This is a genomic window from Brumimicrobium sp. (assembly GCF_048268645.1).
In the GTDB taxonomy this organism is placed as follows: domain Bacteria; phylum Bacteroidota; class Bacteroidia; order Flavobacteriales_D; family Crocinitomicaceae; genus Brumimicrobium; species Brumimicrobium ulvae.
Genome location: NZ_JBLWVE010000015.1, coordinates 81233 through 94907 on the forward strand (window position 1 = coordinate 81233; position 13675 = coordinate 94907).

The window sequence follows — 13675 nt, forward strand, 5'->3', positions numbered from 1 at the left end:
CTTACTTCCCTTTAAAAACAGGTTTACGTTTTTCTAAAAAGGCTTGCGTACCTTCTTTAAAATCATCTGTTGAACCAGCTAATGCTTGCAATTTTTCTTCTACGGCTAACTGTTCTTCCAAACTGTTGTTGAAGGATTCATTCACCGCTTTTTTCGTTAAGCCATAACCTCTCGTTGGCATTTTAGCCATTTTCGCAGCCATTCCATCAATAAAAGCATCAAATTCTTCGTCATCAACAGCTTTATAAATCATGTTCATTGCTTCTGCTTCTTGAGCTGGAACTTTGTCTCCTGTCATCATTAAAGCCAAAGCTTTTTGAGCACCAACTAAACGGGGTAAAAAGAATGTTCCTCCAGAATCTGGAATCAATCCAATAGCTGCAAAAGCTTGAATAAAAGTGGCTGATTTTTTCGCCACAACAATATCACAAGCCAAAGCTAAGTTTGCTCCTGCACCAGCTGCAACACCATTAACTGCGGCAATGATTGGTTTTTCAATTTCACGCAAACGCATTACGATTGGATTGTAATGCTCACCAACAATGTTTTTTAATGGTGGTCCATTCGGATCGGTTGCTTCGGCTAAATCTTGACCTGCACAAAAGGCCTTCCCTTCTCCTGTTAAAACGATTACACGAACAGTGTCATCATTTTTACAATCGTCTAGCGCTTTCTGCACTGCAAATGCTAATTCTTGATTAAAACTATTGTATTTATCTGGGCGGTTAAACTTTAAGGTTGCAACGCCATTTTCTTTTGTGAATTGTAGAACCATTTTTATTTCTTTTTTGCTAAAAATATAAAAGAATCCACCACTAAGCGCACTTCATCGTTGATTTTTCAATTAATTCTCTCCATTTTTGAGGAATATTCTTAAAATATCAATGGGTCATGAGAAAACGTTATTATGCTATCTTCAAACCGTACAACATGCTTTCACAGTTTACAGGAGACGAAAACGCAAGTGTTCTGGGAGATTTGCATAAATTTCCAATTGATGTCTATCCCATTGGACGATTAGACAAAACCAGTGAAGGACTTCTTTTACTGACCAACGACAATGATTTCAAAAACAAAGTTTTAGATCCGAAAAACAAATCTGCAAAAACCTATTATGTTCAAGTAGATGATGACATAACTCCAGAGGCATGTAAAGAATTATCAGCAGGAACGATTTTCATCAAGCACAATGGTAAAAAGCACCGTGTTGCTCCAGCGGAATGTGTAAAAATTGATGCACCTCAACTTCCAGAGCGCAGTGTTCCCATTCGTTATCGAAAAGAAATTCCAACCAGTTGGATTGCATTAACTTTGAGAGAAGGAAAAAACAGGCAAGTTCGTAAAATGACCGCAGCAGTTGGATTCCCAACCTTAAGATTAGTGCGCTATGCCATTGGCGAATTCAATTTAGGCGATATGCAGCCTGGTGATGTGGTAGAAATTGACCCTAACGACGTTATTCCGGGTTGGAATCGTAAGTAATTTGAAGAATTTCTATTTTTCTCTCTTCCTCTCCAAGGGCAAGATGAGCAATTTCTCCCACTTTCTTTCCAATCATTGCTTTCGCAATGGGAGCGACAAATGCAATTTTCTTTTCACGAACATTTGCTTCATCTACACCTACAATTTTTAGAGTCACAGGAGATTTAGCGCTTTCAATTTTATAGGTTACCGTTGCCCCGAAGCGCACCTCATCCATTGTTTGATTTGTTGCATCAAGGACACGTGCCGAGTTAATACGTTCATTCAAAAGATTGAGCTTCCCATCGATCTCAGCAGCTTTTCTTCTTTGTTCACGTTCATCTTTACTTTTAAAGTCAGACAATTCTTCCAATAGCTTCAGCTTTTCAGCTTTCAACGCTTTAAATCCTTGAGGTGTAACATAATTAGGTGTATGTTCAGGCAAAGCCGCTCTTGGTGGAATTACCGGTGCTTCTTCTTGATCTCCCTCTCTTACAAATCCTCTACTCATTATCCTATTGTTTTAACCTAATATAGTGAATTTAAAATCAAAAAAGATCTTCCTATTAAAATGAAGTGAATTTTTGTATTTTTATGCAAAAACAAGTGAAATACACTCTACCATATCCTTTCCTCTTATTATTGATTCCCTTATTTTTTCTTCAGTGTCAAATGGACGATGAAAACGAAGAGAAAGTTGACTACCAAGGAACAATGAAGTACTTTCCTGATGCATTTGGTATCGAAAGATTCATCACAGACAATGCCAATGGTGGCGTTTACATTACTCTTCCCGAGTGTTTCGAAATCAATCACTATATAGACATCAGTATAAAAAACACCAATAATTATTATTGCTACGACAATGAAGTTTATTTTTCTGCCGATCCTATAGATCAATCAACGATACCATTTTATGCAGAATTCTTTGAAGACTCAAGCATCAAAAAACAGGATGATTTAAGTATCTTGAGGGATTACGTTATAGCCATCCGAAAACAAAACACCATAGAAGCCAGTGAGTCTATATACTCTAGTATGACCACTTCAGAAAACAAAAAAATTCTATTGGGAAGTGTAAAAGGACATTCAGACCCCTATTCAAAAGAACTTTTATATCAATATGGTGTTATAGCTGTTGGAGATACCTATTACATTTTACAATGTATAATGAGTGCAGACAATGCTGTATTCTTACATGGAGATGTATTGGAAATATTCAAGAGTTTTAAAGTCAATTAGTCAACAGCAATGAACATCACAATTGAAGAAATAAGGAAACAACTGACGCGCCAATTACCCGGAGAAGAAGCGCATATTCCTATGTCTCCCGGTGGTAGAGGACGTTCTTCTGAGGCAATTAAACACGCCAAAAATTATAGAGAAAGCGCTGTAGCATTAGTTCTTTATGAAAAGCATAAGGAATTAAAAGGAGTTTTAACAGAACGTTCACCCTATCGTGGGCTGCACAGTGGAGAAGTTTGCTTGCCCGGTGGGAAAATGGAAGACTTCGATCAGAGTCTCAAGCAAACAGCTATTCGTGAATGTGTAGAAGAGATAGGGCTAAAGTATGAAGGTTTTGAGTTGTTAGGTGAATTAACTCCTGTTTTTATTCCTGTAAGCAATTTCAGTATACAACCTTTTGTTTTTCACTATACAGAGCCCCCTATTTTTATTAGAAATAACCGTGAAGTGGCAGAGATTTTTTCCTTTCCCTTGCGTCAACTTTTTGAAGAGAATATCATAAAAAAAACAAGTATTGAACTTGCTGGAAGAGGAACATTAGACAATATTCCTTATTTCGACATCAACAATAAAATTGTTTGGGGAGCAACAGCATTGATATTGCATGAGTTTAAGCATTTGTTTGTTGGAAACAGCCAATAACGGTTAATAACAAAATGTTAATTGTTAACGGCGACCTTCCTTGAATAGCGTTGATGGTGAATGTCTAATACAAGCCCCCTCCCAAAGGAAAATATGCTCTAATCAATTCATTCATATTAAAATATAAGACTAAATCATTATTACGCTAACAATTAACCATTGACAATTAATCATTAGTAAAACCAATACCCTACATATCCCACCCATTCTTTGATCAATCCAAACCAACCCGTAAAAGTATCTGAGTCAGGAATAAGAAATTCATTCCAATGATAAAAACGCTCATTTCCGGTATATTGATCCGTAGAAAAAGGAGTTACTTGCATACCGTAACGATCAAAAGAAGCTTTTGCGCGTTTCATATGTCGTGCTGAAGTAATCAACAAAAAAGAATCAAAATGAGGGTAAGACTGTTTAAACAAAGCGGCAGTATACTGGGCGTTTTCATTCGTGTTTCTAGAATCAGTTTCAACAATAATATCAAGCGGTGGAATTCCCCACTCAAGCAATTGAAGTTTTAACTGATTGGCTTCATCCAAACCTTTATCAGTTACATCACCATGTTTACCAACGATACATATTTTACTGATTTTTTTGGATTTATACAGGTCGATAGCTTGCCAAATTCGGTCACCTCCCCTCCTGATGCTCAAGCGGTCAACACTATTGTCATATTCAAACATACCACCAAGTACAATTCCAACATCATGGTGTTCTACTTCACTTTTATTAACCGCAGGAATTTCCCACAAATGCAAAGCTTCTTTATAAATAAAAGTATTCGAAAAAAACAAAACGATGACAATAGAACTCACCTTAGCAAATTGCTTCACTTTCTTCTTTTTTGCAAAGGCCCAGAAGAAAATTGTCAGTATCAACCAAGTTAATGGGGTGATAAAAAAGTATATGACTTTAGATAAAATTAACATCCTAACGCTGTGATTATTATGCGAACACAATATAAACCTTATATTTGTGACCTAAATTAAATTAATTAATCAAAACTTAAATTATGGATACAGAAAAATATTTAGGATTTTCACAAGACGAAATTTTAGCGACCTTGTTAGACTTGGGACTGAGCTTACTAATTGCAGTGGTGATTTTCATCATCGGTATGCGACTGGCAAAGTTCTTCAGCAAAATGGTAGTTAAAATCCTTGAGAAAAGAGACTCAGACAAAGGATTAATCACTTTTATGAAAGGATTAGTCAGCGGTCTGATTAAAGTATTGACTGTTATCACAGTTTTTTCTCAGTTAGGAATTGAAATGACCTCTTTCATTGCTATACTGGGTGCCGCTGGTTTAGCTATTGGTATGGCATTCTCAGGAACATTGAGCAATTTAGCTGGAGGAGTAATGATCTTAATCTTTAAACCTTTTAAAGTTGGTGACTATATAGAATGTCAAGGTGAAGCAGGAACTGTAAAAGAGATTCAGATATTTCATACCGTAATGACCACTCCTGACAATAAAACGATTATTGTACCTAACGGGCCATTGTACACTGGAAACATCACCAACTACAGCATGCAGCCAACACGTCGTGTTGATTTCACCTTTGGATTCGGATATGGTGAAGACTTTAAATTGGCCAGAGATACTGTATTGGAAATTGTGAAAAGCCACGATAAAGTATTTCAAGATCCTGAGCCTTTCGTAAAACTTGGTTCATTAGGTGATTCTTCAGTGAACTTAACAGTACGTGTTTGGTGTAAAAAAGAAGATTACTGGGATATTCACTTCTATGTAAACGAGCAAGTATATAAGAAATTTGGTGGTGGTGTTGAAGGATTATCTATTCCTTTCCCACAAATGGATGTACATGTAGACGGAAGGTTAAAAGCACCAGCTGCAAACTAATAAGAAATATATAATAATAGAAAAGAGTCGTGAAAACGGCTCTTTTTTTTTTAAACGTCTTCCTCAGAAAAATAAAAGTTACCTTCTTAATCTTTTACAATAGAAAAGAACGTTCCCGAAGGTGTGATGCTCATATTTACAACTTCCCAACTAACGAATAAAACCATCAATTTGTCAATATATCTTTTCTTGAGTTGAGTAACACGGTACAATTTACTTAAGGTAATTTGCCCCGCTTCTTTGATGGTTTGCAAAACCAATTGTTCATTTTCATCAAAAGTTTGAGGAGTAGCTATTTTATTTTTTTGCATCTTCCAAACTCCAATCAAAATTTTACTGGCCAATAAAGTATGATCTTCTCTACGAACATAGGTTTTCCAAATACCTTCATCGTCAAGCGCTTTAATGGGTTTATTCTCTACTTCATCCACCGTTACCTCTAGCACCAACTTATGATCGTCCTGCATGATCTGGGTTTTCACCGTTAATTCAGGTTTACAATACAAAGAAGCAGCCCCCTGAATCACATGGAATTCTTCTTCTGGGTTGACTCCCACCACTTTTCCATTGTCCTTTACTCCAATCAATAATCTTCCACCGTCAGTATTGGCAAATGCAGCCAAAGTTCTAGCGATTTTTTTGGAGTCATCCACACGAAATTTAAAATCTTGCGTTTGATGTTCACCTTCTCTGATATATGATTTTAGAATGTCCACAGGAAAGAAGTTTTTAGTCAATGATGTGATACTACACATTGGTTGTTTTCAAATATAACTAGCTATTCCATATTTCCCAAGCTTTTATCGCTTGTTGATGAAGCATGGACAAACCGTTTAGGGTATCTGCTCCATTTTCACGGGCCAATTTTAAGAATTTTGTTTCTGATGGATTGTATATTAAATCCACTACAAAATGATCTTCACCGACGAACTCAATAGGAAAATTAGGTTTCTCCTCAAAATTAGGAGAAGTTCCGAGCGGCGTACAATTCACAATCATCAGAAAAGATTTTACCATAATCTCATTGGCTTGATCATATCCATAAATCATCTGCTCCGGATTTGGAGTTCTTGAAATATGTCCAACTGTAATTCCTAAGTTCTTTAAAGTATAAGCCACTGCCTTTGATGCTCCACCAGTTCCTAACAACAAAGCGCGTTCATGAATATTGCGCAGAAAAGGTTTTATCGACTGACCAAAGCCATAAGCATCGGTATTGTGTCCTATCGACTTTCCATCTTTGAAATGAATACAGTTGACAGCACCAATTGCTTTTGCTTCTGGACTCAATTCATCCAAAAAAGGAATCACCACTTCTTTGTAAGGAATGGTTACACTTACGCCAGTGTACTCGGATGGTGCAGATTTCATCCATTCTTCCACTGCATTCGCATCTGGAAGCTCTATATTTTCGAAAATCGCATCTATTTCCTCTTTTTCAAACTTTTCCATAAAGTGACTTCTTGAAAACGAATGTCCAAGCGTCTTTCCTAGTAGTCCAAACTTGCGTGTGCCTTGTTGACTCATTTCTAAACTGTTTTTGATTTATTTCCGAATTTATCCATGATATAAACCAAAAGATATCCGAAAAGTGCCAATAGCACCACATAAAGAACTTGAGGTTCTCCCACAAAGTTACCAGGCATAACATTACCCATCATCCAATCTTCTCTTCCGTCAGAATGCACAACAATTGGAGCATCTCCCATTGCATTCTTCCAGGGCCAAATCTTTAATAAAGATCCAATTAAAAATCCAGAAAGAATAGCTAAAACAAGGTTTTTAAAGTTTTCGAATAAGTATTTTAACAATCGACTAAACGAGAGGATTCCAATTAAACAGCCCAAGCAAAACAAGCCAATTATTGTAAAATCTAAGTTCTTTAAGCCTTCAATGATAAGTGCATAAGACCCCAAGAGAACAAGGATAAAAGAGCCACTGATTCCAGGTAGGATCATGGCACAAATAGCGATTGCTCCACTCAGTACAACATACCAAGACTCCCCTCCACTAGCTGTAACATGGACAGTAGAGATATAGGCTGCAATGGCAGTTCCTAAAATGAGGCCAATAACGGTTTTCACCTCCCACTTCGTCACGGTTTTTAAAATCAACTGCGCACTGGCAACTATTAATCCGAAGAAAAATGCCCAAAGTAAAACAGGATATTCAACCAATAAGTAAGTTACTACTCTTGCTAAAGACAAGACGCTAACAGCAATTCCAAAAAGCAAAGCAAGGAAGAAATTTCCGTTAACATGTTTCCAAAAAGAAGCTAGTCCTTCGTTTTTCAATTTTTTAAACGCAGCAAGATTGATGTTACTGATACTTCCAATCAGTTCTTCATAAATTCCGGTAATAAAAGCAATTGTCCCCCCAGAAACTCCAGGAATAACATCTGCAGCGCCCATTGCAATACCACGTAGGCTAATCCCTGCCAACTGTGTTAACGATCGAGGTTGTTTTTCCATTATACTTCGATTGATTGATCAATTTCATTGGCATATGCCTCTACTCCACCAATCACAATTCCGATGTTTGTAAAATTAAAATTAGTACATAAGAAATTAGCAACTGCTGCAGCACGTTTCCCTGTTTTACACATTACATAAGTTTCTTTTTCACAGTCTAGTTCTGTTGCACGTGCTTGAATTTCATCCATTGGAATGTGAACACACTGAAGGTGACCTATCTTATACTCATAGTTTTCACGCACATCCAATAAGGTAAATGACTTATTCTCTTTTAAAGCTGAAGCTAGTTCTTGTACTGTTATATCTTTCATCGTTCTCAATCAAAATAATTTCTTGACAAATCTAACAAAAAACTAATTACGAATATTCAATTACGAATGGGAGAATTACGAATTACGAATCATTCAATTACGAATTGGGAATCGTTCAATTACGAATTACGAATCATTCAATTACGAATTGTCAAATAATTCGTAATTCATAATTGATTAATTATCTTTATAAAAAATTAAACAATGAGTAAAGCGATCACTAAAGAAAGTAAAGTCTTTTTAGAAAAATATTTAAACAATGCCTCTCCCACTGGTTTTGAATCATCGGGTCAAAAAATGTGGTTGGAATACATCAAACCATACATTGACGATTATATGGTGGACAATTACGGGACGGTAGTTGGAGTGATTAATCCTGAGGCAGAATACAAAGTAGTCATTGAAGCGCATGCAGATGAGATTGCTTGGTTTGTGCACTACATTACAGATGATGGATTTATTTATGTTCGAAGAAATGGTGGTTCTGATCACATGATTGCTCCTTCAAAGCGTGTGAATATTCATACGGACAAAGGAACGGTAAAAGCTGTTTTTGGATGGCCTGCAATTCATACACGTCATGATAAAGACCCAAAACCGAGTTTAAAAAACATCACTTTAGACTGTGGATGCAGTACCAAAGAAGAAGTTGAAGAATTAGGCGTTCATGTAGGGTGTGTTGTCACTTTCGAGGATGAATTCATGATTTTGAACAAGAACCGTTATGTCGGGAGAGCATTAGACAACCGCATTGGTGGATTCATGATTGCACAAGTGGCAAGAATGATAAAAGAGTCCAAAACAAAACTTCCTTTTGGATTATACATTGTAAATTCAGTTCAAGAAGAAATTGGTTTACGTGGGGCACAAATGATTGCACATAAAATCAAACCAGATGTTGCAATAGTTACTGATGTTTGTCACGACACTGGAACCCCGCTCATCGATAAGAAAGAACATGGAGATTTCAAAGGTGGTAAAGGTCCTGTTTTAACATATGGTCCAGCTGTACAAAACAACTTATTGAAGTTAATCATTGACGCAGCGAACGAAGAAAAAATTGCATTCCAACGTCAAGCTGCATCTCGTGCCACAGGAACAGATACTGATGCTTTTGCCTACAGTAACGAAGGTGTTCCTTCAGCATTGATTTCTTTACCTATTCGTTACATGCATACCACGGTTGAGATGACGCACAGAGAAGATGTAGAAGCTACGATTAATTTGATTTTTGCTGCGGTGAAGAAGATTAAGGATAAGCAAGATTTTAGGTATTTCACGTAGATTTTTGATTAGATCATTAGATTATGATTCTTGAAGGTGATTTATGTATAGAAACCCAAGGCCACGAGAAGCTTCGCTAATTCGCGCGGCATCTTGGGGATTCTTTCACATGCATCGAACCATTTAGCCTCCAAATCCTTTTCAAGCTCTAAAAGCTTCTTATCTGGCTCCAATTGACCAATCATTCTGAAAGCATATTCATAAGATTGGAGAAAATCTGGAGCTTTTAATATCAGACTGATTAAATATTGAAAAACGATATTGAACTCACTTTGTGATTCAATTTCTTCTGGAGCAAAGTCATATTTAGACATTTGGTCTATGAAGTCATTAAGGTCTTGACGTTTTATGTACTTTGTTTCATCATAGATATATTCTTCCATAATAAGCTATTTTCACAATGGTCTCAAAGTTAAAAAGACTGCCCATTTTCTGACAGTCTTTTAAATATTTTAATTCAGTTTTCTCAAATTAATCTGACCAATATTGGAACAGTTTTGTTTCGGTATAGTGTGGAGTGTGCATTTGCACTACCAAACAGCCCAGTCTTTGCCGTTATCAAAATTTATCATCATAACTTCAGCACAAGACTTATCACTTTCCTTTAAAGAGATTGAAAGGATTGTTTTATTTGTAAATTCAATCTCTATTGATTCATCTTGTATGCGATGATTAACATTTTTAATCTTTTCACCTATTAGGCTCTTTAATTCATAAGGATAACTCTCATTCGAAGGCATTGTCCTAATTCCGTTTTTCAAAACATTAGGTAGGGTATATACTGATAATTTAACTTCACCAAGTTCCAACTGTATATAATCCATTATAAAAATCACAGCCTTCAATTCAAGGTTTTTTAGCTTATTTAAAATTTTATTTTCCTCCATAATTAGTTTTTATATTAATGAATATGCCACCAGTCACTTGAACGTGATAGCATATTACCAGAATAGGGGTGAATGGATTGATTACTACTGTTAAAATAGTTACCGTATCCATTAGGATATAAATACTTTCCTGATGTTATAGGGTCCATAAATCTAAATCCATGAACTCTGGAACTTAACCCAAATCCGCTATTTCCATTTACAAACTGAATCCCCCTATTATTGAGTGCAGGAAAAGGACCTATTGAATTATTAGGAACAGGAAACGCAGTACCATTTGGACTTACTATAAAGTTTGGTGAAGGACCAATTGACCTCATGTTATTGGAGAAATTAAACCTACTAAAATTGAACGAAGTTCTTTGTGAGACGTTAAATCCTCCATATCCACCCATTACAGGATTACCAGTAAGTGCTGAACCTAATGCCGTTACCGCAAGGCCTAAATTACCTGCATGCGCCATTCTTGAGCGATTCATATATGGAACTAAAGAGTTATAGAACCCTCTTAGGTCTCCTGTTGCACTGATATTTTGAGACATGATATGGTCATTAAATTGATAAGCCTCTTCAGCAGATGCGTTGATGGCTAATCTATTGAAAGTTCTTGAAATATTCGCAAATCCGTTGATTGCATTTTGACTATTATTTCCCAGAATTTCTTTTCCTTTCTCTGTTAAACTGGCATTTGGAACCCCCTTATTAAATGTTATATCATACAGTTGACTAAACTGCAATGGGTCAAGACCAGATTCATTTACAGCTTTTTGGTACAAGTTTCCACCAGCTTCATAATCGAAGTCCTTATCTGCGGGCATTTGTGATTCATCAAGGGTGAAATCTTCACCCATTTCTAATTCAACGGCTTCGGCATCAACCTCACTTTCTAATCCCTCGATTTCACGTGACCAAATAGGCTTGTTACCAGCAAATTGATAAGGAGTCATATGAGGAAACTTGTCAGCCAACGGGTCAACCGCAAAGAACCTACCAATACGTGGGTCATGCATTCTATACTTGTAATTGATGGAGTTTCCTTCCCCTTTCACCTCGTCATCCTTCTCTTGCCCTTGGAAGCCATAACGGTAATCCCCAGTACTTCCATTCCTCCCCGGCATTTGCATACAATAAGGATAATAATCACTATAACTCACCACATCAGCAAGGAAGTAATCGATATTTCCATTGCCATCATTTACTGGAAGTTTTCGATCTGAAACCACTTCAAGGACGTTCCCTAAATGATTACTCATTTCGAAGTATTTATTTCCAATGATATTTTGTGTTGCGGTATTGATATTGACTAAATTTAAATCGCTACTTGCTATAATTTCACCTCTTTGTTCTTGGCCTATTCTGCTTGAACCGTATTGTGTTTGGTCGAGTCCCATCTCGTGGTTGACTGAAACTCAACTATTATCTTCTAAAAATACAAATATTTTACAATCTAAGCACTAGTTTTCTAGTTGGGGATTTTTTGTTGTGGGTTACTGGGTGGATGTGTGGGGAGTTAAGGTTAGGAGAAGCTGCGCTAAATCTTGGTTCTCAAAGTAAAGTACCAGGGCTTGAAAAGCATCCTTCGAATTGGATTTAAATAATAGATGATATGATTATTGCAAGCGCAGCAGTGCAACTGCAGCGAAGCCGGGGTACTTTTAAAATGATATTTATATTTCTTTAGTCAAATTAAATTTTGGTCTTTAAAGAAAAACTCTAAATCTGATTTAAACTTCTCTTTATCAAAATCCTTAACTCTTTTTGGTAAATTATCAAGATTAGACAATGAGTTTAATATTTCCGATGCTAATAACTTCTTGTTTTCAATATCTGTGTTATTTACAAAAACATCAAAATTCAAATTAATATCATAGGAGAAAACCCCTTTTAGCTCTTTGATGCTATTATCTAACAACTTAATTTTAACTAATTCTTTGTACTTAGGTTTGCGAATTTTAAACCATTCTTCATACCCTTCCCTTGGTTTGACACAAATACAACCTATAAAGAAATTCTGAACACCTCGTCCATAATCACGTTTGTTTAAGTACTCACTAAGTTTATCAGATAAAAATAGAATGATTAAACTTTTTTCTTTTGCTTCTAAATCTATTTCTTGTGATATTTTAAAATTCATTTTATCTAAATATTTTATTACCTGGTGGTAAATGTCCGTTTAGTAAGAAGTAGCTATAAATTTTGGTTTTCTCCATTACTTTTATTTGCACCTGATTACCAAAAAATTCGTTAACCTGACTAACTCCCCAACTACTTAATTGACTTGAGGTATATCTGCTTGATGGGTTTATTGTTTCTCCATATTTCCAAACATGACCTACATTTAAATTCATTTTCCCATCTTCACAAGTAAAGCAAGGATAAGCACCAGAACTTGTTGCCTGTAATGAGTATTGAGCACCTTGTGGGCCACCAGCTCTGCGTTTAATTCCCTCTATCTCCCGTTCCATTTTAGATACATAATACGATGCTATTCCTCCTACTACTGCATAACCTACCCATTTAGGCAAAGCAGCATCCGTAGGCTCAGGAATAGCAACATCTGCTGCAATAAAACCAACAACAGCTGCTGATGCCGTGTAATTACCTCTTATATCAGATATTTGACTTTCTGCATTTATCATTGCCTGTTCAGGATTAGTATTTGCTAATGATTTTTCTGCTAAATCAGGAGATGATTTTACTATTCCGTTTTGCTTATAGAACCCATAATCTCCTAATTCTATATTAGAACCATCTGATGAAGTGTATGAATAACCATTCGCTCGATATGTAGCCCCTTCACCATAAAGAATTGTAGCATCTTCTTGATTTGTTACTCTATTATCATAAAACACATCACCATCTTTCTCAACCCAATCTTCGGGTGCTAAACCTGTAGGGTCGGCATATCTAATTGGACTATTAAAAAATGTGCTATATGAAGACTGTTCTGGAAATTGACTGATTAGAGGGTCGATATTCCATCGTCTTCCAAGTCTAGTGTCATATCCATAATCACCAAACGAGAGATGATTTCCTTCTCCTTTCACCTCGTCATCCTTTTCGTGAGAACCAAACCCATAACGGTAATCCCCAGTACTTCCATTCCTCCCTGGCATTTGCATTCCGTATGGATAATAATCAGAATAACTTACCACATCAGCAAGGAAGTAATCGATATTTCCATTGCCATCATTTACTGGAAGTTTTCGATCTGAAACCACTTCAAGGACGTTCCCTAAATGATTACTCATTTCAAAGTATTTATCTCCAATGATATTTTGTGTTGCGGTATTGATATTGACTAAATTTAAATCGCTACTTGCTATAATTTCACCTATTTGTTCTTGGCCTATTCTGCTTGAACCGTATAGATTTCTTTCAGAAAGATATAAATTATTATTTGAAATACCATTTTCCTCTTCATTTTTATGTTGATACATCGCCATTTGGTTTCCTTGGGCGTCTAAAAAGTAATATGTACTTACTGTATGTCCACTTTTTGTTACA

The 13675-nt window shown here is 36.2% G+C and carries 16 protein-coding genes and 1 pseudogene; 5 read left to right on the forward strand and 12 right to left on the reverse strand.

The window, feature by feature from the left end; genetic code table 11:
• Nucleotide 1: 1 nt before the first annotated feature.
• Nucleotides 2-775 (reverse strand): enoyl-CoA hydratase-related protein, encoded by a 774-nt coding sequence (locus tag ACN0U3_RS11700; protein ID WP_417266364.1) that lies wholly within the window; start codon nucleotides 773-775, stop codon nucleotides 2-4.
• 116 nt (nucleotides 776-891) lie between these two features.
• Between ACN0U3_RS11700 and ACN0U3_RS11705 the strand changes: the two genes are divergently transcribed.
• Nucleotides 892-1482, forward strand: coding sequence for a pseudouridine synthase (locus ACN0U3_RS11705; protein ID WP_417266365.1), 591 nt, complete (start codon nucleotides 892-894; stop codon nucleotides 1480-1482).
• Here ACN0U3_RS11705 and ACN0U3_RS11710 read toward each other — a convergent pair.
• The gene (locus tag ACN0U3_RS11710; RefSeq protein WP_417266366.1) at nucleotides 1457-1972 is read right to left on the reverse strand and encodes a GreA/GreB family elongation factor; all 516 of its coding nucleotides are present in this window, start codon (nucleotides 1970-1972) and stop codon (nucleotides 1457-1459) included. The two genes, ACN0U3_RS11705 and ACN0U3_RS11710, sit on opposite strands and share 26 nt — an antisense overlap.
• A gap of 95 nt (nucleotides 1973-2067) precedes the next feature.
• On the opposite strand from ACN0U3_RS11710, the gene ACN0U3_RS11715 reads away from it, so the two are divergent.
• Together ACN0U3_RS11715 and ACN0U3_RS11720 are read left to right on the forward strand one after the other, a co-directional pair.
• Nucleotides 2068-2703, forward strand: a complete 636-nt coding sequence (locus ACN0U3_RS11715; protein ID WP_299207561.1) for a hypothetical protein — start codon at nucleotides 2068-2070, stop codon at nucleotides 2701-2703.
• A 9-nt stretch (nucleotides 2704-2712) separates the two neighbouring features.
• A complete protein-coding gene (locus tag ACN0U3_RS11720) occupies nucleotides 2713-3348 on the forward strand; it encodes an NUDIX hydrolase (protein WP_299207558.1) in 636 nt (211 codons plus the stop codon).
• Nucleotides 3349-3521: 173 nt separating this feature from the next.
• On the opposite strand, the gene ACN0U3_RS11725 is transcribed toward ACN0U3_RS11720, so the two are convergent.
• A complete protein-coding gene (locus ACN0U3_RS11725) occupies nucleotides 3522-4181 on the reverse strand; it encodes a YdcF family protein (protein ID WP_417266367.1) in 660 nt (219 codons plus the stop codon).
• Between the two features lie 179 nt (nucleotides 4182-4360).
• Here ACN0U3_RS11725 and ACN0U3_RS11730 point away from each other — a divergent pair, with 179 nt between their 5' ends.
• Complete coding sequence (locus ACN0U3_RS11730) at nucleotides 4361-5212, forward strand: mechanosensitive ion channel family protein (protein ID WP_417266368.1); 852 nt, start codon at nucleotides 4361-4363, stop codon at nucleotides 5210-5212.
• Between the two features lie 86 nt (nucleotides 5213-5298).
• Here ACN0U3_RS11730 and ACN0U3_RS11735 read toward each other — a convergent pair whose 3' ends face one another.
• Genes ACN0U3_RS11735 through ACN0U3_RS11750 form a run of 4 tightly spaced genes read right to left on the reverse strand, consistent with a single transcriptional unit; the run spans nucleotide 5299 to nucleotide 7997 of the window.
• The gene (locus tag ACN0U3_RS11735) at nucleotides 5299-5928 is read right to left on the reverse strand and encodes a helix-turn-helix domain-containing protein (RefSeq protein WP_417266369.1); all 630 of its coding nucleotides are present in this window, start codon (nucleotides 5926-5928) and stop codon (nucleotides 5299-5301) included.
• A 58-nt stretch (nucleotides 5929-5986) separates the two neighbouring features.
• Complete coding sequence (locus ACN0U3_RS11740) at nucleotides 5987-6739, reverse strand: shikimate dehydrogenase family protein (protein WP_417266370.1); 753 nt, start codon at nucleotides 6737-6739, stop codon at nucleotides 5987-5989.
• 2 nt (nucleotides 6740-6741) lie between these two features.
• Nucleotides 6742-7683: a DUF368 domain-containing protein gene (locus tag ACN0U3_RS11745; RefSeq protein WP_417266371.1), complete on the reverse strand. Its 942-nt coding sequence runs from the start codon at nucleotides 7681-7683 to the stop codon at nucleotides 6742-6744.
• The gene (locus tag ACN0U3_RS11750) at nucleotides 7683-7997 is read right to left on the reverse strand and encodes a rhodanese-like domain-containing protein (RefSeq protein ID WP_299207540.1); all 315 of its coding nucleotides are present in this window, start codon (nucleotides 7995-7997) and stop codon (nucleotides 7683-7685) included. The genes ACN0U3_RS11745 and ACN0U3_RS11750 overlap by 1 nt, the downstream gene beginning before the upstream one ends.
• Nucleotides 7998-8201: 204 nt before the next feature.
• On the opposite strand from ACN0U3_RS11750, the gene ACN0U3_RS11755 reads away from it, so the two are divergent.
• Complete coding sequence (locus tag ACN0U3_RS11755) at nucleotides 8202-9281, forward strand: M42 family metallopeptidase (RefSeq protein WP_417266372.1); 1080 nt, start codon at nucleotides 8202-8204, stop codon at nucleotides 9279-9281.
• Nucleotides 9282-9322: 41 nt separating this feature from the next.
• Here ACN0U3_RS11755 and ACN0U3_RS11760 read toward each other — a convergent pair whose 3' ends face one another.
• The 5 genes and pseudogenes from ACN0U3_RS11760 to ACN0U3_RS11780 form a co-directional block, all read right to left on the reverse strand.
• A complete protein-coding gene (locus ACN0U3_RS11760; RefSeq protein WP_417266373.1) occupies nucleotides 9323-9664 on the reverse strand; it encodes a hypothetical protein in 342 nt (113 codons plus the stop codon).
• A gap of 147 nt (nucleotides 9665-9811) precedes the next feature.
• Complete coding sequence (locus ACN0U3_RS11765; protein WP_417266374.1) at nucleotides 9812-10168, reverse strand: hypothetical protein; 357 nt, start codon at nucleotides 10166-10168, stop codon at nucleotides 9812-9814.
• Nucleotides 10169-10182: 14 nt separating this feature from the next.
• Nucleotides 10183-11559, reverse strand: coding sequence for an RHS repeat domain-containing protein (locus ACN0U3_RS11770; RefSeq protein WP_417266375.1), 1377 nt, complete (start codon nucleotides 11557-11559; stop codon nucleotides 10183-10185).
• A gap of 290 nt (nucleotides 11560-11849) precedes the next feature.
• On the reverse strand, nucleotides 11850-12302 hold the full coding sequence (locus ACN0U3_RS11775) for an Imm44 family immunity protein (RefSeq protein WP_417266376.1): 453 nt from the start codon (nucleotides 12300-12302) through the stop codon (nucleotides 11850-11852).
• 1 nt (nucleotide 12303) lies between these two features.
• Nucleotides 12304-13675 (reverse strand): annotated as a pseudogene (locus ACN0U3_RS11780) (hypothetical protein); the annotation flags it as partial.